Below are 20,451 nucleotides of genomic sequence, written 5' to 3' on the forward strand. Positions count from 1 at the left end.
AACCTTCTCAACCCTTTGAAAGGAAAGCCATGAACGACACCAAACCCTGGTTCATGTCCCGCACGGTCTGGGCGGCGCTCGTCACCATCGCGACCGCGCTGCTCGGCCTGTTCGGCGTGCCGCTGGACGGCGTCGACGACGCCGCGCTGGTCGACGCGATCCTGCAGGCGGTGGCCGCCGTCGCGGGCGTCGTCGCCCTGGCTGGCCGGGTTGCGGCGCAGACGCGGATAGAATGAAGAAAAGCCGTGTTTCGACGGGCTCGCTATTGTAAGACGTGTTCATTCCGTGTTCAGAAGGAATGGGCTAGAACGACCGCATGAACAGGGCTTTCTCATACCTTCAGGCATTTGCGGCGTTGCTTTGCGCAGGTGGTCTGTCTGTGGCCCAGGTGAACGCCATGCCGCTGTTGCCGCAGGTATCGGACCAAGCATTGCCCATCCAGCTTGCCCAGTCCGACTGCTACGCAATCGGCCAGCAGGTCGCCGCGCAGAACGGAGGAACCCTGGCGCGCGCCAGCCAGTCCAGCCGGGGCGGCCAGCCGGTCTGCGTCATCGTCGTGCTGGTGCCCGGCAAGGACGGGCAGCGCCCGCGCCGCACAGAGATCGTGGTGCCGCTGAACTGACGGCACTCGATTTCACCACAATACATAGCTCCTGTAAGGTGGCCGCACCCAGTTCGGACGGATGATTCCATGCGGATACTCGTCGTCGAGGATGACAAGGACCTCAACCGGCAGCTTGTCCAGGCGCTGACCGACGCCGGCTACGCGGTAGACAAAGCCTTCGACGGCGAGGAAGGGCATTTCCTCGGCGACACCGAGCCTTACGACGCCGTGGTGCTGGACGTCGGCCTGCCGCAGATGGATGGCATCAGCGTGGTCGAGCGCTGGCGCCGCGACGGCCGGAAAATGCCGGTGCTTATCCTGACGGCCCGCGACCGCTGGAGCGACAAGGTGTCGGGCATTGACGCCGGTGCCGACGACTATGTGACGAAACCGTTCCATATCGAGGAGGTGCTGGCCAGGCTGCGCGCGCTGATTCGCCGGGCGGCGGGCCACGCGTCTTCGGAACTCACCTGCGGACCGCTGCGGCTCGATACCAAGGCGTCGAAGGCCGACATGAACGGCATGCCGCTGAAGCTGACTTCGCATGAGTTCCGGCTGCTAGCCTATCTGATGCACCACATGGGCGAGGTGGTGTCGCGCACCGAGCTGGTCGAGCATCTCTACGACCAGGATTTCGATCGCGATTCCAATACGATCGAGGTGTTCGTCGGGCGTCTGCGCAAGAAGATGGGCATCGACATGATCGAGACGGTGCGCGGCATGGGTTATCGCATACGCGAGCCGGAGGCGTGACGGCGGAGGCCAAAGCAGGCATCAGTCGGCGCGGCTGGCTGCTCTCCGGCGCGCCGCGTTCCCTCGCTTTTCGCGTCGTCGCCTTCTCGACCATCTGGGCGATCGTCACGCTGATCGTCATCTACACGGTGATCGCCGCGCTCTATCGCGAGACCAGCGAGCGCGGTTTCGACAGCCTGCTCTCGGCGCATCTGTTCAATCTCATCGGTTCGGTCGGCGTCTCCCAATCCGGCTTTCTCACCGGCTCGCCCGACCTCGGTGACCTGCGGTTTTCCGAGCCGCAATCGGGCTGGTACTGGGAAGTCGAGCCCGTTTCGGAGGGCCTCGGCGGGCGCTTGCGGTCACTATCCATGACGCGGTCCGTGCCCTCGCCGAGCATCGTGGAAGCGCCATTCAACGCCAGCTTCCAGCGCAACTACCTGACCGACGGCATCGGTGGCGAGGAACTGGAAGTCTTCGAGAGCGAGTTCGTTCTCGACGCGCAGAACCGCGTGGCGCGTTTTCGCGTCATGGGCAACCGCACGGAACTCGATGCCGAGATCGGTATCTTCGAATGGCGACTGTTCACCTATCTGTCGCTATTCGGCGTCGGCATGATCGCCATCAACGCCGTCGCCATCCTGTTCGGGTTGCGTCCGCTTGGCCGCGTGCGCGCGGCGCTGGCGCAGGTGCGCGAGGGCACCGCGCAACGGCTCGGCGGCACTTTTCCGACAGAAATCCAGCCGCTCGCCAACGAGACCAACGCGCTGATCGAGAACAACCGCCGCATCGTCGAGCGCTCGCGCACCCAGGTGGGCAATCTGGCGCATTCGCTGAAGACGCCGCTGGCCGTGCTGCTCAACGAGGCGCGGGCGCTGGGCGGCGACCGGGGCAGGCTGATCGCCGACCAGGCGAGCGCCATGCAGAGCCAGCTTGAACACTACTTGCAACGTGCCCGCATCGCAGCGCAGCGCGACAGCGTCGTCTACCGCACGCCGGTGCGGCCGTTGCTCGAGCGCATGGTTCGGGTGATGGCCAAGCTCAACGCCGGCACGGCGATATCCTTCGCGCCGCCGGCCGAGGAGATGATCTTCGCCGGCGAGCGTGAGGATCTGGAGGAAATCGTCGGCAATCTGCTCGACAATGCGATGAAATGGGCGAGGGCCCGGGTAGTGGTGTCGCTCGCGGCTGCGCCGCCGATCGACGAGCACGCCATGTTTTCGATCGTGATCGAGGACGACGGGCCGGGAATTCCGCCCGACAGGGCGCGCGAGGTGATGCAGCGCGGCAAGCGGCTGGACGAGACCAAGCCCGGCAGCGGGCTCGGTCTGTCAATCGTCTCAGATCTGGTCAACGAATATGGCGGCCGGATCAGCCTCGAACGCGCGGCGCTCGGTGGGCTGAGGGCGGTTGTACTGCTGCGACGCGTCGAGTAGACAGGGCTGGGCCGGAATCGTGCGGCTGCGGCCAAATTTCGGTCAAACATCAACAGTATCGCGGCGGTCCGTTTCCATGCCGCAGGCGGCCTCGATCGGTGGTGGACATGACGATTCGCTTGGCGCTGCTTGCCGCTCTGCTGGTTCTGGCCGGCTGCGGGACGACGTCGAGCCTCGGCGGCAAGCCGGGATCGACCGTCGATACGCCGACGGTTACAGGCGGCAAGGCGAGCATGGTCGACGGGCTGGTCACCGGCGATGCCGGAAAGGGCCTGAGCGCGGGCGACAGGCGCAAGGCGCTGGAGGCCGAATACAAGGCGCTCGAATATACCGGAAGCGGTCAGACGGTGACCTGGACAGGCGACCGGGACGGCCGGTCGGGAAGCGTGGTGCCGGCGCAGCCCTACCGGGTCGGATCGCAGGACTGCCGGCAGTATTCGCACACGATCGTGATCGACGGCGCCACGAGGACGGCGCGCGGTACGGCCTGCCGCAATGCCGACGGAAGCTGGGCGACGCTGAGCTAGATTCCGCAGGTCGCTGCGCAATAACCCGGAACCCGTCGTTTTCGGCTCGGCCTGGCCTAAATCGCCAACACCAACCTGAATTTCGACGCATCACGATGGTTCGGAGTAGCAAGGCGGCAGTCAATCAGCCGCAGTGCCGGCGAATTGGCAGACCGCGTCGGGACGGATATTGAAGGCGCATGCTATTCTGGATCGTCGCAGCGCTGCTGACACTGGCCGCCAGCCTGGCGGTGATGCTGCCGTTGAGCGTGAAGAACCGGCAGGCGGACATTGCCCGCGATCACGACATCGAGGTCTATCGCGACCAGCTAGGCGAACTGGACAAGGACGCCGCGCGCGGGCTGATCGGGCCCGCCGAGGCCGAGGAAGCCCGCGCCGAGATCGGCCGTCGCATTCTCAAGCTGGCCGGAACGAAGGATGGCGGCGGTGCGGATAGGCCCGCGCGGCTGCCACGCGTGGTCGGCGCGGCCGCGGTGCTGGCCGTGCCGATCGTCGGCTGGGGTCTCTATGCCGAGCTTGGTTCGCCGCTGCTGCCCGGCCAGCCACTCAACGCTAGGCTTCAAGCCGATCCGGCCGAAAATACGATGGAGGAGCTGGTGGCGCGCGCCGAGGCGCATCTGTCCTCCAACCCAGAGGACGGACGTGGCTGGGATGTGCTGGCGCCGATCTATCTGCGGACCGGCCGTTCGGAGGATTCGGCAGCGGCCTACCGCAACGCCATCAGATTGCTCGGCGGCAGCGCCGACAGGCTGGCGGGCCTCGGCGAGGCATTGTCCTATGGGGCCGGTGGGGTCGTGACGGCCGAGGCGCAAGATGCGTTCAAGCAGGCGCTTGCCGCCCAGCCCGATCATCCGAAATCGCGCTTTTACCTGGCGAGCGGGCTGGCTCAGGAGGGAAAGCTGCAGGAAGCCGCCGCCGCCTGGCAGGCCTTGCTTGGCGGCCTGCCAGCCGACAGTCCTTGGCGAGGCCCGGTGCAGGAGGCGATCACGGAGGCGAACCGCCGCAGCGCCGCCGTGCAAAAGCCCGCCGGGCCCGTCCCGACCCAGGAGGAGATGGACGCCGCCGCGTCGATGACGGCCGACGATCGCACCGCCATGATCGAGCAGATGGTGAGCGGCCTCGACGCAAAGCTGCGGGAGAACCCCAAGGACGTGGAAGGCTGGATGCGGCTGGTTCGTTCTTATGTCGTGCTTGGCAAGGCCGATCAGGCGCGCGAGGCTCTGGGACGCGGACTGGCGGCGCTAGACAGCGGCAGCGAAGACGGCAAACGGCTGACTTCGCTGGCGGCCTCCCTCGGCCTGGCTTCGACGGAATGAGAATTTGATGACCCGCAAGCAGAAGAGACTGTCCGTTATCGCCGGCGCGCTGGCCTTCCTCGGCGCGGCGACAGCGCTCACCTTCTATGCGCTTGGGCAAAAGGCTTCATTCTTCTACATGCCGACGGAACTCCAGGCGGCTGTGCTGGAGCCCGGCCAGCGCATCCGCCTCGGGGGGCTGGTCGAAGCCGGCACGGTGAAGCGAGGGCAGGGCACGGAGATCTCCTTCGCCATCACCGACCAGGAGAAATCGGTGCCGGTCGCCTATGTGGGCATCCTGCCGGATCTGTTCCGCGAGGGACAGGGCGTGATCGCCGAGGGCACGATGCGTGCAGACGGCGTGTTCGCCGCCGACAGCGTTCTCGCCAAGCATGACGAGAACTATATGCCCAAGGAAGTCGCCGACAGCCTGAAGGCAAAAGGCGTCTGGCAGGACGAGACCGCGAGGCCGGGATCATGATCGTCGAGACCGGCCATTTCGCATTGGTCCTGGCCTTGGCGCTGGCGCTGGTGCAGTCGCTCGTGCCGCTGGTCGGCGCCCGCACGAACGATGCGCGGCTGATGGCCACCGGTGGCCCCGTCGCCGTCGCCGGCTTCGCGCTGACCGGCATCGCGTTTGCCGCGCTTGTGATGGCCTATGTCCAGTCGGATTTCTCCGTGGCCAATGTCTGGGAGAATTCGCATTCGGCGAAGCCGATGCTCTACAAGGTCACCGGCACCTGGGGGAACCATGAAGGCTCCATGCTTTTGTGGGTGCTGATCCTGACCTTCTTTGGGGCGCTCGTCGCGGTGTTCGGCGGCAATCTGCCGGCGACGCTGCGCGCCAATGTGCTTTCCGTGCAGGGCTGGATCGGCGCTGCCTTCCTGCTGTTCGTGCTGACGACGTCCAATCCGTTCATCCGGCTTGAGCCCGCGCCTTTCGAAGGCCGCGACCTGAACCCGATCCTTCAGGATGTCGGGCTCGCCATCCATCCGCCGCTGCTTTACCTTGGTTATGTCGGCTTCTCGGTGTGCTTCTCCTTCGCCGTCGCGGCCTTGATCGACGGACGCATCGACGCCGCCTGGGCACGCTGGGTCCGCCCTTGGACGCTGGCCGCCTGGATGTTCTTGACCGGCGGCATCGCGATGGGCTCGTACTGGGCCTATTACGAGCTGGGCTGGGGCGGCTTCTGGTTCTGGGATCCGGTCGAGAACGCCTCCTTCATGCCGTGGCTGGCTGGCACCGCGTTGCTGCATTCGGCGATCGTCATGGAAAAGCGCTCGGCCCTGAAGATCTGGACGATCCTGCTCGCCATCCTCACCTTCTCGCTGTCGCTGCTCGGCACCTTCCTTGTGCGCTCCGGCGTGCTGACCTCGGTACACGCCTTCGCCACCGACCCGACGCGCGGCGTTTTCATCCTCGCGATCCTGGTGCTGTTCATCGGCGGCTCGCTGGCGCTGTTTGCGCTGCGCGCTGGTAGTCTCACCGCCGGCGGCCTGTTCCATCCGATCTCGCGCGAGGGCGCGCTGGTCCTCAACAATCTGTTCCTGACCACGGCGGCGGCGACCGTGCTGGTCGGCACGCTTTATCCGCTCCTGGTCGAGGCGGTGACGGGCGACAAGATTTCCGTTGGCGCGCCGTTCTTCAACCTGACCTTCGGCCCGCTGATGCTGCCGCTGCTGCTGCTCATCCCGTTCGGGCCGCTGCTCGCCTGGAAGCGCGGCGATGTCTACGCGGTGGCGCAGCGGCTGATGGCGGCATTCGGCGGCGCGCTTCTCGCGGTGCTGGCGACGTTGCTGCTGGCCGACGGCGCGTCGGTGTTCGCAGCGCTCGGCGTCGGCATCGGCGTCTGGATGATCCTCGGTGCGCTGACCGACCTTGTGCAGAAATCGGCGCTCGGAACCGTTCCTCTGGCGGTCGCGGCAAGACGGCTGGCCGGCCTGCCACGCTCGGTCCACGGCACCGCGCTGGCACATCTCGGCATGGGCGTGACGGTGCTGGGCATTGTCGCGACGCTGGCCTTCGAGGCCGAGCACATCACCATTATGAAGCCCGGCGAAAGCACCGCCATTGCCGGACGCACGCTGCGGTTCGAGGGCGTTTCGCCGGTGCAGGGGCCGAATTTTACCGAGACGAGGGCGAGCTTCGTGTTGCTCGGCGCAGGCGGCGGAAAGCTTGGCGAGGTCACTTCGGCCAAACGCGTCTACACGGCGCGGCAGATGCCGACGACCGAGGCGGGCATCCTGACGCTCGGTTTCAGCCAGCTTTACGTCTCGTTGGGCGACCCGACGCAGGATGGTGGCATCGTCGTGCGCATCTGGTGGAAGCCGCTGGTGACGCTGATCTGGCTTGGCGGGCTTGTCATGATGGTCGCGGCCGCCGTCTCGCTCACCGATCGCCGGCTTCGCGTCGGCGCCCCGGCGCGCCGGGCAAAAGCCGCTTCGAGCCCAGCGGGAGCCAAGGCTTGAGACGGTTTTGCATCGCTGCCCTGTGGCTGGCACTGGTGCTCGGCGCCCCGGCGTGGGCGGTGCAGCCTGACGAAAGACTGGCCGATCCGGCGCTGGAGGCGCGGGCCAGGACGCTTTCGGCGGAACTGCGCTGCATGGTCTGCCAGAACCAGTCGATCGACGATTCCGACGCGGAATTGGCGCATGATCTGCGGGTGCTGGTGCGCGAGCGGCTGGCGGCAGGTGACACGAATGAGCAGGTGCTCGACTTCGTGGTGGCGCGTTATGGCGAGTTCGTGCTGCTGAAGCCGCGCTTCAGCGCCCGTAACGCGTTGCTTTGGGGCACGCCGGTCGTGCTGCTGGTGGTCGGTGGCGTGGTCGCATTGGTTGCAGCAAGGTCGCGGCGAAAAACGTCGACACGATTATCGGACGAGGAGAAGGCGGCATTGGACCGCATTCTCGCCGAGAGCGGGAGCGAGCGTCCGGGCAGCGTTTGACCTGGGCCCTCCCGCACGCCGGATTGCCAAGGCACCAACTGTCTTGGCGGCGATCAATCCCCAGCCACGGTGCTCAACTCGAACACCCGCTGCTCCTGCGAAAACCCTTTCAGCGCGTGCCGGCCGAGATCGCTGACCATGTCCGCCGGAAGCATCGAGGCGACATCCGCCGAGCAGACCGCTTTCACGCCTAGCAACTTGGCGATGCCTTCGAGGCGGCTGACATAGTTCACCGTCGGGCCGACGACGGTAAAATCCAGTCGGTCCCGGCTGCCGATATTGCCGTAGACGACCGGGCCGACATGCAGGGCTGCCACGAACGGTATGCCGGTAACGCTCGTGTCGCCAAAAGCCCGCACGACGCTGCGGGCGGCGCGCAGACAGGCGTCCAGGCGTCCTGAATCCCGCGCCGGAAAGACGGAAAGCACGCCGTCGCCGATGAATTTGAGCACGTCGCCACCTTCGGCGCGCACCGCATCGACCACCACCTCGAAATAGGCTCCAAGGCGGTCGAGCAATGCATCGGGGGCGAGCCGCTCCGACAGGCCGGTGAAATTGCGCATGTCGGTCACCAGCACCGCGGCTTCCGCCTCGGTCATGTGGCCGCGCTGGAAGTTACCCTTGGCGACGCGTGCCGCGGGGCCGTTGCCGAGATAGACCTCCAGCAGGCTTTCCATCGAGTGGCGCATCGCCGCGGGTTCCAGTGCGGCGGCAATGGCTGGCGCCAGGCCGTCGATCAGCGCGACTTCGCCAGCGGCGAAACCGCCGGGGCGGTCCGTGGTGAAGGCGCTGGCCTGAACCGAGCCGTCGCCATATTCCAGCGGGATCGCCAGATAGTCGGTGCTGCCGGCCGCAGCCTGTTCGAAGAGGACCGGATGATCGTGGCCTTCCATCAGGCTCTCCAACGACTGGTGAAAGAGAGTCCTGGTGACGATGACGTGCTCGAACGGGCTGCCGCGATAGGAATCGGTCGCGAGCATGCTGCGCGGCACGGTGTAGCTTTCCGCCCCGCCGTCGCGGGTCCAGATCACGCCCCATGCGCCTATCATCGGGTTGGCGACCCGTTGGCCGATACGCACACGCCACAGCGGCACGCCCGCCGCGACCAGGCGGTCGATCAGCCCGGCGACGATTTCCTTGGGCTGGCCGGCTTTGCGGGCTGGCCCGATCAGCCATGCTGTGATCTCGGCGACAAGCCGCGGGACATCCGTCGTTGCGGACGGTTCGTCCTTCGGATTTGGGGAATTTGACATGCGCGCAACTTAGAGCAATGTCCGACCAGATTGCATCATTCTGTTTCTCGTTTGGCGAGGCGATCCGGCAGGAGGGTTGCGAAGGTCGATGGGGTTCCATCGGCCGAGCGAGCCGAGGCACCGGGCGTCCGCCAAACGGAAACCCGAAGGGCCGGGCTGGTTTGGGCCAAATCCTTCGGGCTTCGTCTCGACCGTACCGCCGGTACGTCCATTCGACGAAGCCCTCGACCTTGGCCCAAACCGTCGCCGGCAGAATGATGCAATCTGGTCGGACATTGCTCTAAGCCGGGGCATGGCCAAGGAAAAGTGGCGGGCGCAACCGGTTTTTGCCGCGAAACTGCCGTACGGTCGCCGCCAACATTACCCAAATTTCATTCGCCGGAAATGACGCCGTAATGTGGCGGATCCTATTTCTGTCAGCACTGGATGCCGCCCAAGACGCATCCTGCAGAAGAGGAAATAGAAGCCATGAGCAACACCCCCGTTTCGCGGACCCGCGCGCGCCTGCTGGCCGCCGCCGCCTCCATCGCAATCGCCGGCGCGATCGGTCTTGGCGCCGTCACCACCGGCACCGCACCCGTTCTTGCCGAAGCCGTGCGCGTCCAGTCGCCGCAGGTTCCGAGCTTTGCCGACGTCGTCGACAAGGTTTCGCCGGCCGTTGTCAGCGTCCAGGTCAAGGCCAAGATCGAACCTGCGTCCGACCGCGGCGACGGCGCCGACATGTTTCAGGGCCATGGCTTCGACCAGCTTCCCGACGGCCATCCGCTGAAGCGCTTCTTCCGTGAGTTCCGCGGCGACGGCGATCGCGATGGCCGCTGGCATCAGCGCCGCGGCGACCGTCCGGAGCGCCCGCGTCCGGTCTCCCAGGGCTCCGGCTTCTTCATCTCCGAGGACGGCTATCTGGTCACCAACAACCACGTCGTCGAGGGCGGCTCGGCCTTCACCGTTGTCATGGACAATGGCGACGAACTGGACGCCAAGCTGATCGGCGCTGATCCGCGCACCGACCTGGCCGTGCTCAAGGTCGATGACAGCCGCAAGTTCACCTATGTCGACTTCGCCGATGACACCAAGGTTCGCGTCGGCGACTGGGTCGTGGCCGTGGGCAATCCGTTTGGCCTCGGCGGTACCGTGACCTCCGGCATCGTCTCGGCCCGTGGCCGCGACATCGGCGCCGGCCCCTATGACGACTTCCTGCAGATCGACGCGGCGGTCAACCGCGGTAATTCCGGCGGGCCGGCCTTCAATCTGAGCGGCGAGGTCGTCGGCATCAACACCGCGATCTTCTCGCCGTCGGGCGGCAATGTCGGCATCGCCTTCGCCATTCCGGCTTCGACGGCCAGGGAAGTGGTGCAGGATCTGATGAAGGACGGCAGCGTGTCGCGCGGCTGGCTCGGCGTCGAGATCCAGCCGGTCAGCAAGGATATCGCCGATTCGATCGGCCTGCAGGACGCCAAGGGCGCGATCGTCTCCCAGGCGCAGGACGGCGGCCCCGCGCTGAAGGCCGGCATCAAGGCTGGCGACGTCATCACCGCCGTCGATGGCAAGGAGGTCGGTTCGCCGCGCGAACTGGCCCGTGCGATCGGCGCCATCCAGCCCGGCAAGTCGGTGGAAGTTACCGTCTGGCGCAACGGCAAGTCCGAGGCGATGAACCTCGAGCTCGGCACGCTGCCCGGCGCAGACAAGCAGGCCTCGAATGATGAGGACAGCAAGCAGCAGGCCGAGCCTTCCTCGCTGGCAGATCTCGGCCTGACCGTCACGCCGTCCGAAGACGGCAAGGGCCTGGTCGTCACCGATGTCGATCCCGACAGCGACGCCGCCGACCGCGGCATCCAGCCCGGCGACGTCATCGTGTCGATCAACTCGCGCGACGTGACGGGCGCCAAGGACGTGACCACCGCGATGAGCGACGCCGAGAAGGCGGGCCGCAAGGCGGTGCTCGTCCAGATCACCCGCGACGACAACAGCCGCTTCGTGGCTCTGCCCATCGGCCGCGGCTGATCGACTCGACGTCCCGGCGCCCTGCTGAACATCCCCGAGCGGGCGCTGCGGGACTTGGGCCGGTCCCGTTTGTCAGTCCTCGAAGGGCCGGTTCGGCGGCGGCAGCTCCCATCGGCTGCCGCCGCACCCTTGAGGAAGGTAAAACCCCATGAACATCGCTTCACCAGCACGCCCGGAATTCGCATATGATGACCCGATGAAGATTCTGGTCATCGAAGACGACCGTGAGGCGGCCGACTATCTGCAGAAGGCGCTGTCCGAGGCTGGACACACGGTCCACCTCGCCGGAGACGGCGACACCGGCTATACGCTGGCCGACACCGGCAACTACGACGTCATGGTAGTGGACCGCATGCTGCCGCGCCGCGACGGGCTTTCGGTGATCGCCGGCCTGCGCTCGCGCGGCAACACCACGCCGGTGCTGATCTTGTCGGCGCTTGGCGAGGTCGACGATCGCGTCACCGGGCTGCGCGCCGGCGGCGACGACTATCTCACCAAACCCTACGCGTTCAGCGAGCTTCTCGCCCGCATCGAGGTGCTCTGCCGCAGAGCCAATTCCAAGGATGCCGAGACGCTCTACCGCGTCGGCGACCTCGAACTCGACCGGCTGTCGCATACGGTTCGGCGGGCCGGCCGCGAGATCGTCCTGCAGCCGCGCGAGTTCAAGCTGCTCGAATATCTGATGCGCCATGCCGCCCAGGTGGTGACCCGCACCATGCTGCTCGAAAACGTCTGGGACTATCATTTCGACCCGCAGACCAACGTCATCGACGTGCATGTGTCGCGGCTGCGCTCCAAGATCGAAAAAGGTTTCGACAGTCCGATCCTGCATACGGTGCGCGGCGCGGGCTACATGCTCAAGGCCGGGTAGATCAGCGCATGCGGCTGCCGGCGAGTTTGAAGACCACCGCCGCTCGCCTCTCGGCGCTTTATCTCTTGCTGTTCGGCATTTGCGCGGTCGGCCTCGTGTTCTACATGACCGCGCTGTCGGTCAGGATGCTGACCTCGCAGACGCAGGACACCATCAACGAGGAGGCGGTCGGCCTCGCCAATGCCTACCAGCGCGGTGGCCTGCCGCTGCTGGTGCGCACCATTGAGCGGCGCTCGCGCCAGCCCGGCGCCAATCTTTATCTGATCGCCGATCCCAACGGCCGCATCCTCTCCGGCAATGTCGAGAGCCTTGAGCCCGGCGTGCTCGACGTCGAGGGCTGGACGGGCCGACCCTTCTCCTATCAACGCTACGGCGACAGCAGCGTCGAGCGGCGGGCCCGCGCGGCCGCCGAGATGGAAACGCCGCAAGTGGAATCCGAGCTGCGCCACGCGGCGATCGCCCTGGTGCTGCGGCTGCCCAACCGGATGATCGTGCTGGTCGGCCGCGACCTCGGCGAGCCGGAGCGGTTCCGCGTCGTGGTCCGCCGCTCGCTGGTGGCGGCGCTCGGCGTCATGGCGCTGGGCGGCCTGCTGATCTGGTTCTTCGTCGGCCGGCACGCGTTGCGCCGCATCGACAGCGTGTCGGAAGCCAGCCGGCGCATCATGGGCGGCGATCTGACTGGCCGCCTGCCGGTGAGCGGCGCCGGCGACGAGTTCGACCGGCTTTCCGAGAACCTCAACACCATGCTCGCCCGCATCGCGGACCTCAACGAGGGGCTGAAGCAGGTTTCCGACAACATCGCCCATGACCTGAAGACGCCGCTGACGCGCCTGCGCAACCGTGCGGAGGCCGCGCTCGGCAAGCGCGACGGCGCCGACTATCGCGAGGCGCTTGAGGCGACCATTGCCGAATCCGACCAGCTCATCCGCACTTTCAACGCGATCCTGATGATCTCGCGGCTGGAGGCCGGTTATTCGGCCGAGCAGACGGCGAAGGTCGACCTGACGGAGGTCGTGCGCGGCGTCGCCGAGCTGTATGAACCGGTTGCCGAAGAGATGGGCGTGGCGCTTGTGGCGGATATCCCCGACGGCATCGCCGTGGACGGCAACCGCGAACTGATCGCGCAATCGGTCTCCAACGTCGTCGACAACGCCATAAAATATTCGGCTGGTGCCAATGCTGCGCCGAAGGTGGTGGTCGGACTTGAGCGCAGGCTGGGCGAGGTCGAACTGCGTGTCACCGATAACGGGCCCGGCATTCCCGACGCCGAGGACCGAAAGCGCGCCACCGAACGTTTCGTCCGCCTGGAACAGAGCCGCTCGCAGCCTGGATCGGGCCTGGGTTTGAGCCTTGCCAAGGCAGTCATGAAATTCCACGGTGGCAAGCTCGAACTCGAACCCCGGGAGCCCGGACTGTCGGTGGTGATGGGTTTTCCGCGCAAGGAGGATGCGCAATGACGGTTGCGACGGCCGCGAGGGCCGCCAAGCCTAGCCTGTTCGACAGGAAACCCGCCGCGCTGAAGCCGCTGGACGCCGCCGAGGCCAAAGCGGAGATGAAGGAGGTTGCCGCACAGGCGCGCGACAGGGAGTTGCCCAGGCTTGCGGCGCTGCTGTCCGGCAGGGATGCCGAAGCAACTTTCCTATCCGCCGTCTTCGACCTGTCCGACTTCATGCGCGACTGCGCGCGCCGCCGCCCGGAGATGCTGGACGGTCTTTTCGACCGCGGCATCGAGGACAGGCTGGCCGAGGTCGAGGCGGCTGCACGGCAATTGCCGTTCATCGTAGGGGTGACCGAAAAAAGCCTGATGACTGATCTGCGCCGGCTGAAGCTTGAGGCGCATTTTTTGATCGCGCTGGACGAACTGGCGGGCATGGTCGGACCCGACGTCACGGTCCGCCGCCTGAGCGCGTTGGCCGATGCCTGTGCCAATGCGGCGATCGATTTCCTGCTGCGCGACGCGCATGACAGCGGCAAGCTGAAGCTTCCCGATCCGGCGCGGCCGGGCGAGGGTTCAGGCTGGATCGTGCTCGGCATGGGCAAGCTCGGCGCCTGCGAGCTGAATTTTTCCTCCGACATCGATCTTGTCGTGTTCTTCGAACCCGAAGCGCCGGCTGTCATCGATCCGCTGGAGGCGACCGACCTGTTCTCGCGGCTCACCAAGCGGCTGGTGCGCATCCTCCAGGATCGTACCGAGGCGGGCTACGTGTTCCGAACCGACCTGCGCCTGCGCCCCGATCCGGGTTCGACGCCGCTGGCGATCCCGGTCGAGGCGGCGCTCAATTATTACGAGGGCAGGGGACAGAACTGGGAGCGCGCCGCCATGATCAAGGCCCGGCCGGTCGCCGGCGACCTGGAAGCCGGCAAGGCGTTCCTCAGGGAATTGCAGCCCTATGTCTGGCGCAAATACATGGACTTCGCGGCGATCGCCGACGTGCATTCGATCAAGCGGCAGATCCATGCGCACAAGGGCCATGGCGAGATCGCGGTGAAGGGCCACAACGTGAAACTCGGCCGCGGCGGCATCCGCGAGATCGAGTTCTTCGTGCAGACCCAGCAGCTTATCGCCGGCGGCCGGTTCCCGGAGTTGCGGGGTCGCGAAACCGTGCCGATGCTGGGGGAACTCGCCAGGCGCGGCTGGATCACCGCCGAGGCGCGCGACGCGCTGACGAAACAGTACTGGTTCCTGCGGCGGGTCGAGCATGCCATCCAGATGGTCGCCGACGAGCAGAGCCATACCCTGCCGGAAGACGACGACGGGCTGGAGCGCATCGCCCGCATGTTGGGTTTTGCCGATGCAGAAGCGTTTTCCGACGCTTTTCGCGCCTCGCTGCACGAGGTGGAGCGCCACTATGCGGCGCTGTTCGAAGCCGCGCCCCAGCTTTCGGCCGGTGTCGGCAATCTGGTCTTCACCGGCGACGTCGATGATCCCGACACGCTGCGAACGCTGGAGCGGCTGGGGTTCCATCGCCCCAGCGACATGTGCCGCGTCATCCGCACCTGGCATTTCGGCCGCTACAAGGCGACGCGCTCGGCGGAAGCCCGCGAACGGCTGACAGAACTGACACCGGCGCTGCTGGAAGCTTTCGGCCAGACCAAGCGCGCCGACGAGGCGCTGCTGCGTTTCGACGCCTTTCTTGCCGGACTGCCGGCGGGCATCCAGCTCTTCTCGCTGCTGCAATCCAATCCGGCGCTGTTGAAACTGCTTGCGACCATCATGAGCTCTGCGCCCGCGCTGGCCGCGATCATCACGCGGCGGCCGCATGTGTTCGACGGGCTGCTCGACCCGGCGCTGTTGGCGGAGCTGCCCAGCCGCGACTATCTCGCCGGCCGCCTCGCCACCTTCCTGCAAGGCACGACGGTGCATGAGGAGGTGCTGGACCGCCTGCGTATCTTCGCTTCGGAGCAGAAGTTCCTGATCGGCGTGCGGCTGCTGGCCGGCGCGATCGATTCGCCGCGTGCCGGTCGCGCCTTTTCCCACCTTGCCGACCTGTCGATCGGAGCGGCGCTCGACGCGGTGATGGTCGATTTCGCCATGCGCCACGGCAAGGTTCCGGGCGGACGGGTGGCCATCCTCGGCATGGGCAAGCTCGGCAGCCGCGAGTTGACCGCAGGCTCCGACGTCGACTTGATCCTGCTCTACGATCATGATGCCGACGCCGAGGAATCGGACGGTGAGAAGGGTCTTGCGCCTTCCCACTATTTTGCCCGCATGACCCAGCGCCTGATCGCCGCGGTTTCAGCGCAGACGGCGGAAGGCGTACTCTACGAACTCGATCTCAGGCTGCGGCCCTCCGGCAACAAGGGACCGGTGGCGACGCATGTCGATTCCTTCAAGAAGTACCAGCGCAACGACGCCTGGACCTGGGAACACATGGCGCTGACGCGCGCCCGGCCGATCGCCGGCGACGCGGACCTGTGTGCCGAGGTTGAAACGGAAGTCGAGGAGGTGCTGGTCTTGCCGCGCGACGCCGGGAAAGTGTTCCGGGAAGCCGTCGAGATGCGGGCGCTGATCGAGGAGGAGAAGCCACCGCGCGATTTCTGGGACCTGAAGCTCGTGCCCGGAGGATTGATCGACCTCGAATTCATCGCGCAATGCGCGTCGCTCACGGGCAACGCCGATGTCCGCGCCGGACGCGCAACCGCCACGGCCGACATACTGTCGCGGCTTTCGCCGAGATTCGCGGATGCGCAGGTGCGGCAGGAATTGTGCGACGCATGGGCGCTCTACCAGGCGCTGACCCAGATGATCCGGCTTTGCCTGACCGGGCCGTTCGAGCGCAAGGAGGCGCCGCCCGGCCTGATCGACCTGCTCATCCGGGTGACCGACCTGCCCGACATCGGCGTGCTGGAAGCGCACGTCAAGGAGACGGCGCAACGGGTTCGAAGCCACTTCGACCGGTTGCTTCGTGCGGCGAGGCGTTGACGGCGATGTGACGCCGCGACGCCTTGCCGGAACCGCATCGGGGGTGACGATGCAAAGGAGTGTCAAAGTGAAGACATCGACAAGACTCGCAATGGCTTTTCTCGCGGTGGCGACCAGCGCTGGAACTTCTGCTTTCGCCGCGGACCGGGAAAAGGGCCGCATGGGCGGCAACATGCGTTTCGAGCGGGCCGACGCGGACTCGAGCGGCGACGTTACGTTCGAAGAATTCGCCGCTGCGATGAAGAACCGCATCGGCAATGCCGACACGGACGGCGACGGCAAGATGACCGTGGCCGAGATCGCTTCCGAGATCGAGCGGATGCGGGCCGAACGCATGGCGCGCCGCATCGTGCAGCGCTTCGACACGGATGGCGACGGCATGCTGACGGCGACCGAGATCGAGTCGCGGCAGAAGAAGATGTTCGCGCTGATGGACCGCAATGACGACGGCAAGATCGTGCCGGAGGAAATGCCGAAGCGCGGCTGGGGCAAGCGCCACTGACCGTTTCGGGCGCGCGTCGGTAATGCTCCCCGTCGAGGGCAGGATCGCGCAGAAAACCGAGCGGAACGCGAGGTTTTTGAAGCGGGGAGGGGGCGCTGATGAGGTGCTCCAACCTGAAGCGACCCCACCCCGCCTCGCGATCTCCGCTTCGCTTCGACCGCTCATCGACCCTCCCCTCAAGGGGGAGGGTTAGTGGCGCTACTCCGCCGCTTCCTGCAAGAACTGCGCGGGCGGCGGGCCCTTTCGCGCCGGGATGCGCACTGACACTATCGTGCCGATGCCTTCGCGAGACCTGATCTTCAGCGCGCCGCCATGCAGTTCGGCGAGCGAGCGCGAAATGGCGAGGCCGAGCCCCGAGCCGGCGTGGCTCTTCGAGAACTGGTTCTGCACCTGCTCGAACGGCCGGCCGAGCTTGCTCAGCGCGCTCTTCGGAATGCCGCAGCCATTGTCCTCGATCGACAGCATCATGGCGCCCGACACTTTTCGCGCCCGCACCAGGATATGGCCGCCCTCGCCGGTGAATTTCACGGCGTTGGAGAGAAGGTTGATGACGATCTGCTTGATCGCCCGGCGGTCGGCATAAAGCGTCATCGCCTCGGCGATCTTGGTCTCGACGGCTATGGATTTCTGCGCCGCTTGCAGCGATATCACCCTGACCGTCTCGCTGATCAGCGGGTTGAGGTCGATCTCCTCGCGGTCCATGGAGAACTGGCCGGCCTCGATCTTCGACATGTCGAGGATGTCGTTGATGACGCCGAGCAGGTGTTTTCCGCTGCTGTGGATGTCGCTGGTATATTCCTCGTAACGGGCCGAACCCAGCGGGCCGAACAGCCTGTTGCCCATCAGCTCCGAGAAGCCGATGATGGCGTTGAGCGGCGTGCGCAACTCGTGCGACATGTTGGCCAAAAATTCCGACTTGGCGCGGTTGGCCGCCTCGGCACGCTCCTTCTCCCTGATGTACTTGCGGTTCAAGTCTTCGAGCTCGCGGGTCCGCTCCTCCTCGTTGCGCCGCGCCTGGCTGAGGTCGTGCAGATTGGCCATAAGCCGCCGCTCGCCGTCCACCAGCTTGTCCTGGTTCTGCTTGATCAGCGTGATGTCGGTGCCGATGGAGACTGTGCCGCCGTCGCGCGTCTTCAACTCGTTGACCTGCAGCCAGCGGCCGTCGGCGAGCTGGCGCTCGTAGGTGGCGCCGCCGCGCGGTCCGTTGGGATTGGCCATGCGCCGCTCCGAGGCAAAGGCCGTCATCCGCTCTTCCAGCTTCTCGCGCGGTACGCCGGGGACAAGATCCTTCTCGGCAAGGCCGCTGTCCTGCTGGTATTTCGTGTTGCACATCACCAGCCGGCCGGCGGCGTCCCACAGCACGAAGGATTCGCTGATGCTTTCGATCGCCGTGCGCAGCCTGAGGTCGGCGGCCTCCGAACGCGCCGCGAGATGGCGCTGCTCGGTGACGTCGACGGCGATGCCGATCAACTGGATGTCGGGCGCCTCCGGGTCGATCACCTGCGCGCGGGCGCGCACCCACACCCAGTGGCCGTCGGCATGGCGCATGCGAAACACCTGGTCGATATTGTCGATCTCGCGCGCTACGATGCGCTCGGCGAGCTTGAACAGGTCTGCGTCGTCCTGGTGGATGATGTCGCGCACGTCGCCGAAGGACAGCATCGCCTCGCAGGGCTGGTAGCCCAGCATCTCGTACATGGATCGCGACCAATACATCTTGCCGCGCACCATGTCCCAGTCCCACAGGCCGCAGCGGCCGCGGATCAGCGCGAGGTCGATGCGCTGGTGCGCGTCGCGATAGATGCGGTCGGCGGTCTGCGCGCGGCCCGCTTGCCGGAAGTAGGCATAAAGCACCATCACCAAGATGCTGCCGGTCAGCACGAACAGGGTGACGTTGAGCGACACGGCCTTCGTCCATTCCGCGAACACGGCCTCCAGCGGCACCAGCGCGGCGGCGGTCATGCCGCCGGCCGACAGGTCCATGGCGGCGAACCAGGGCTGGCCGTCGATCGTCACTTCCACCACGCCGGCGCGCTCGCCGAACATGAACAGCGGCTGCCCGCCGTCGACGAGGGCGTCGAGCCGCTTGCCCTGCCACGCCGCGCCGGATGGCGTCGCCTCGACGACGCCGAACCGGCCGTCCATCACGACGAGCACATGGCGGGCGCCGAGCGACGCGCGATGCGCGGTGCGTTCGATCAGGTCGCGCATCGCCGGCGCCCCGGTGTCGCGGGCAGCCATCAGCTCGCTGCCGAGTTCGGCGGCGGTCAGCGCCAGTATGGTGCGGGCGTTGCGTTCGATCTCGTCATGCTGGGCAAACAGCGACAGCGTGCGCGCCGCGGCGATCACCACCATGAAGACCACGATCAGCGCCGGGATGGAGCGCCGAAGCACGGGCTCGGCGGCCAGCAGCCGTCGGAACGCCGGCTTTGCGAACACGCTTCCATCCTCCGTCCGCGCCTGCCTGCGCCGGGCAAAAGCCGTTCCACCGGTCGCGCCCCACGCGCCCGTCCTTGCCATCCGAACTGGCTCCCGCTGTCGATTTTCCCTGACGATCCGGATACGCCGCACGCCCGAATCTGCCCTAAAGAATCAGACGTGATTCGCCTTGTCCAGTGTCCTTTGCCGAAACGGCGTCAAGCCGGCGTAAAAATTCTCCTAATGATTCCCCAAGCGGGCCGTGTCTATTCGGCCGGACTTGCCCGATAGCTGACAGGCTGTTGTCAGCAGGCTGCGTCTAGCTTCTCCTTGCCGCGGGGCAAGGAGACGATGCATGATCGTGCGGGGTCTGGAACGCATTCGGTGTTCATGGAGCGCATGGTCGTGCTGACGTTGCAGTCGACGCTGCGGGATGCCGGCCGGATCATCGACGCGGTGCATGGCAGCGCCAACCCCAACCGCTGGTGGAACACCACCGGCGACTGGAAGAAGTCGCCCGAACCGGCCGGACAGATCACATGAACGCGTCCGACTATCGCCTTGGATTGATTCTGGTAACCGGCTCGGCGGTCGCCTGGAGCACGGCGGGCCTGTTCACCCGGCTGATCCCGGCCGACACCTGGACCATGCTCGCCTGGCGCGGCCTGTTCGGTGCGCTCGGGCTCGCAGTCGTCATCGTCGCCATGCGGCGGCGCGGATCGTTGCGCGGCATGTGGAGCATGGGCTGCCCAGGCTGGCTTTTTGTCGTCGTCTCGGCGGTCGGCATGGTGTTCTTCATCACCGCGCTGCGGCATACCACGGTCGCCCACGTCGCGGTGATCTACGCGACGGCTCCCTTCCTGGCCGCCGCGCTCGGCTGGCTGGTGATGCGCGAGCGGCCGGCGGCCAGCGCCCTGCTCGCCAGCCTCGCGGCGCTGGTCGGCGTGGCCATCATGGTCGGGCTCGGTGTCGAGGGCGGGCTGCTTGGCGATGTTCTGGCCTTCGGCATGACGCTTGCCATGGCGGCGGTCATGGTGATCGCCCGGCGCTATCGTGACATTCCAATCATGCCTGCCGCCTGCCTGTCGGCGCTGCTCAGCGGGCTTGCCTGCTGGCCGCTGGGCTACCCGCTGGCGGTCTCGGCCTACGATCTGCTGCTGCTCGCCCTTTTTGGCATCGTCAACTCGGCGCTGGGCCTGGCGCTGTTCACCCTCGGCGCGCGCTTCCTGCCGGCGATCGAGACGGCGCTGATCGGCGCTCTGGAGACCCCGCTGGCGCCGCTTTGGGTGTGGCTGGCCTTCAGCGAGACGCCCAGCGCCAGCACTTTGGTGGGCGGGCTGATCGTGCTCGCCGCCGTCGCCGTCCATATGAGCATCGGTGCTGCCAATGCGGCAAAGGCCGCTGGCGCTGCCCGGACGCCGGTGCGCGAGCCGGCGTGACCGAC

The 20,451-nt window shown here is 66.3% G+C and carries 18 protein-coding genes; 16 read left to right on the top strand and 2 right to left on the bottom strand.

Annotated features, from left to right (window positions below; translation table 11 throughout):
• Positions 1-29: 29 nt before the first annotated feature.
• From RB623_RS22825 to RB623_RS22865, 9 genes are all read left to right on the top strand, one after another.
• Positions 30-236, top strand: coding sequence for a hypothetical protein (locus tag RB623_RS22825; RefSeq protein WP_308059310.1), 207 nt, complete (start codon positions 30-32; stop codon positions 234-236).
• A gap of 80 nt (positions 237-316) precedes the next feature.
• A complete protein-coding gene (locus tag RB623_RS22830; protein ID WP_308059311.1) occupies positions 317-622 on the top strand; it encodes a hypothetical protein in 306 nt (101 codons plus the stop codon).
• Positions 623-691: 69 nt separating this feature from the next.
• On the top strand, positions 692-1,357 hold the full coding sequence (locus RB623_RS22835) for a response regulator transcription factor (protein WP_308059312.1): 666 nt from the start codon (positions 692-694) through the stop codon (positions 1,355-1,357).
• Positions 1,354-2,772, top strand: coding sequence for an ATP-binding protein (locus RB623_RS22840; protein ID WP_308059313.1), 1,419 nt, complete (start codon positions 1,354-1,356; stop codon positions 2,770-2,772). Before RB623_RS22835 ends, RB623_RS22840 begins: the two co-directional genes overlap by 4 nt.
• 107 nt (positions 2,773-2,879) lie before the next feature.
• On the top strand, positions 2,880-3,299 hold the full coding sequence (locus RB623_RS22845) for a hypothetical protein (protein WP_308059314.1): 420 nt from the start codon (positions 2,880-2,882) through the stop codon (positions 3,297-3,299).
• Positions 3,300-3,478: 179 nt separating this feature from the next.
• Positions 3,479-4,615, top strand: a complete 1,137-nt coding sequence (ccmI, locus tag RB623_RS22850; protein ID WP_308059315.1) for a c-type cytochrome biogenesis protein CcmI — start codon at positions 3,479-3,481, stop codon at positions 4,613-4,615.
• Between the two features lie 7 nt (positions 4,616-4,622).
• Positions 4,623-5,075, top strand: a complete 453-nt coding sequence (gene ccmE / locus RB623_RS22855) for a cytochrome c maturation protein CcmE (RefSeq protein WP_308059316.1) — start codon at positions 4,623-4,625, stop codon at positions 5,073-5,075.
• Complete coding sequence (locus tag RB623_RS22860) at positions 5,075-7,063, top strand: heme lyase CcmF/NrfE family subunit (RefSeq protein WP_308059399.1); 1,989 nt, start codon at positions 5,075-5,077, stop codon at positions 7,061-7,063. Before ccmE ends, RB623_RS22860 begins: the two co-directional genes overlap by 1 nt.
• Positions 7,060-7,539, top strand: a complete 480-nt coding sequence (locus RB623_RS22865) for a cytochrome c-type biogenesis protein CcmH (protein WP_308059317.1) — start codon at positions 7,060-7,062, stop codon at positions 7,537-7,539. Before RB623_RS22860 ends, RB623_RS22865 begins: the two co-directional genes overlap by 4 nt.
• Positions 7,540-7,592: 53 nt before the next feature.
• Here the strand turns inward: RB623_RS22865 and RB623_RS22870 are convergent, their stop codons facing one another.
• Positions 7,593-8,792 (bottom strand): adenylate/guanylate cyclase domain-containing protein, encoded by a 1,200-nt coding sequence (locus RB623_RS22870; protein WP_308059318.1) that lies wholly within the window; start codon positions 8,790-8,792, stop codon positions 7,593-7,595.
• A 468-nt stretch (positions 8,793-9,260) separates the two neighbouring features.
• On the opposite strand from RB623_RS22870, the gene RB623_RS22875 reads away from it, so the two are divergent.
• The 5 genes from RB623_RS22875 (at position 9,261) to RB623_RS22895 (ending at position 16,589) form a co-directional block, all read left to right on the top strand.
• Positions 9,261-10,793 (top strand): Do family serine endopeptidase, encoded by a 1,533-nt coding sequence (locus tag RB623_RS22875; RefSeq protein ID WP_308059320.1) that lies wholly within the window; start codon positions 9,261-9,263, stop codon positions 10,791-10,793.
• A 196-nt stretch (positions 10,794-10,989) separates the two neighbouring features.
• The gene (locus tag RB623_RS22880; RefSeq protein ID WP_308059321.1) at positions 10,990-11,664 is read left to right on the top strand and encodes a response regulator transcription factor; all 675 of its coding nucleotides are present in this window, start codon (positions 10,990-10,992) and stop codon (positions 11,662-11,664) included.
• A gap of 8 nt (positions 11,665-11,672) precedes the next feature.
• Positions 11,673-13,121, top strand: a complete 1,449-nt coding sequence (locus RB623_RS22885; protein ID WP_308059322.1) for a HAMP domain-containing sensor histidine kinase — start codon at positions 11,673-11,675, stop codon at positions 13,119-13,121.
• The gene (locus RB623_RS22890; RefSeq protein ID WP_308059323.1) at positions 13,118-16,087 is read left to right on the top strand and encodes a bifunctional [glutamine synthetase] adenylyltransferase/[glutamine synthetase]-adenylyl-L-tyrosine phosphorylase; all 2,970 of its coding nucleotides are present in this window, start codon (positions 13,118-13,120) and stop codon (positions 16,085-16,087) included. The genes RB623_RS22885 and RB623_RS22890 overlap by 4 nt, the downstream gene beginning before the upstream one ends.
• A 91-nt stretch (positions 16,088-16,178) precedes the next feature.
• A complete protein-coding gene (locus RB623_RS22895) occupies positions 16,179-16,589 on the top strand; it encodes an acid-shock protein (protein ID WP_308059324.1) in 411 nt (136 codons plus the stop codon).
• Positions 16,590-16,787: 198 nt separating this feature from the next.
• On the opposite strand, the gene RB623_RS22900 is transcribed toward RB623_RS22895, so the two are convergent.
• Entirely contained in the window at positions 16,788-19,109 is a 2,322-nt protein-coding gene (locus tag RB623_RS22900; protein ID WP_308059325.1) for an ATP-binding protein, read from the bottom strand.
• Between the two features lie 249 nt (positions 19,110-19,358).
• Between RB623_RS22900 and RB623_RS22905 the strand changes: the two genes are divergently transcribed.
• A complete protein-coding gene (locus tag RB623_RS22905; protein ID WP_308059326.1) occupies positions 19,359-19,550 on the top strand; it encodes a hypothetical protein in 192 nt (63 codons plus the stop codon).
• Positions 19,547-20,446 carry a DMT family transporter gene (locus RB623_RS22910; protein ID WP_308059327.1) on the top strand — a complete coding sequence of 300 codons (900 nt, stop codon included), beginning with the start codon at positions 19,547-19,549 and terminating at the stop codon, positions 20,444-20,446. Before RB623_RS22905 ends, RB623_RS22910 begins: the two co-directional genes overlap by 4 nt.
• Positions 20,447-20,451 lie beyond the last annotated feature (5 nt).

The sequence above is a fragment of the Mesorhizobium sp. LHD-90 genome, assembly GCF_030929505.1.
Classification (GTDB): Bacteria; Pseudomonadota; Alphaproteobacteria; order Rhizobiales; family Rhizobiaceae; genus Kumtagia.

Coding starts and splice junctions, on each gene's coding strand:
- RB623_RS22895 (WP_308059324.1), top strand. CDS start 16,179: ATGGCTTTTCTCGCGGTGGCGACCAGCGCTGGAACTTCTGCTTTCGCC.
- ccmE (WP_308059316.1), top strand. CDS start 4,623: ATGACCCGCAAGCAGAAGAGACTGTCCGTTATCGCCGGCGCGCTGGCC.
- RB623_RS22870 (WP_308059318.1), bottom strand. CDS start 8,792: ATGTCAAATTCCCCAAATCCGAAGGACGAACCGTCCGCAACGACGGAT.
- RB623_RS22885 (WP_308059322.1), top strand. CDS start 11,673: ATGCGGCTGCCGGCGAGTTTGAAGACCACCGCCGCTCGCCTCTCGGCG.
- RB623_RS22880 (WP_308059321.1), top strand. CDS start 10,990: ATGAAGATTCTGGTCATCGAAGACGACCGTGAGGCGGCCGACTATCTG.
- RB623_RS22890 (WP_308059323.1), top strand. CDS start 13,118: ATGACGGTTGCGACGGCCGCGAGGGCCGCCAAGCCTAGCCTGTTCGAC.
- ccmI (WP_308059315.1), top strand. CDS start 3,479: ATGCTATTCTGGATCGTCGCAGCGCTGCTGACACTGGCCGCCAGCCTG.
- RB623_RS22835 (WP_308059312.1), top strand. CDS start 692: ATGCGGATACTCGTCGTCGAGGATGACAAGGACCTCAACCGGCAGCTT.
- RB623_RS22905 (WP_308059326.1), top strand. CDS start 19,359: ATGCATGATCGTGCGGGGTCTGGAACGCATTCGGTGTTCATGGAGCGC.
- RB623_RS22830 (WP_308059311.1), top strand. CDS start 317: ATGAACAGGGCTTTCTCATACCTTCAGGCATTTGCGGCGTTGCTTTGC.
- RB623_RS22910 (WP_308059327.1), top strand. CDS start 19,547: ATGAACGCGTCCGACTATCGCCTTGGATTGATTCTGGTAACCGGCTCG.
- RB623_RS22845 (WP_308059314.1), top strand. CDS start 2,880: ATGACGATTCGCTTGGCGCTGCTTGCCGCTCTGCTGGTTCTGGCCGGC.
- RB623_RS22900 (WP_308059325.1), bottom strand. CDS start 19,109: ATGGCAAGGACGGGCGCGTGGGGCGCGACCGGTGGAACGGCTTTTGCC.
- RB623_RS22825 (WP_308059310.1), top strand. CDS start 30: ATGAACGACACCAAACCCTGGTTCATGTCCCGCACGGTCTGGGCGGCG.
- RB623_RS22875 (WP_308059320.1), top strand. CDS start 9,261: ATGAGCAACACCCCCGTTTCGCGGACCCGCGCGCGCCTGCTGGCCGCC.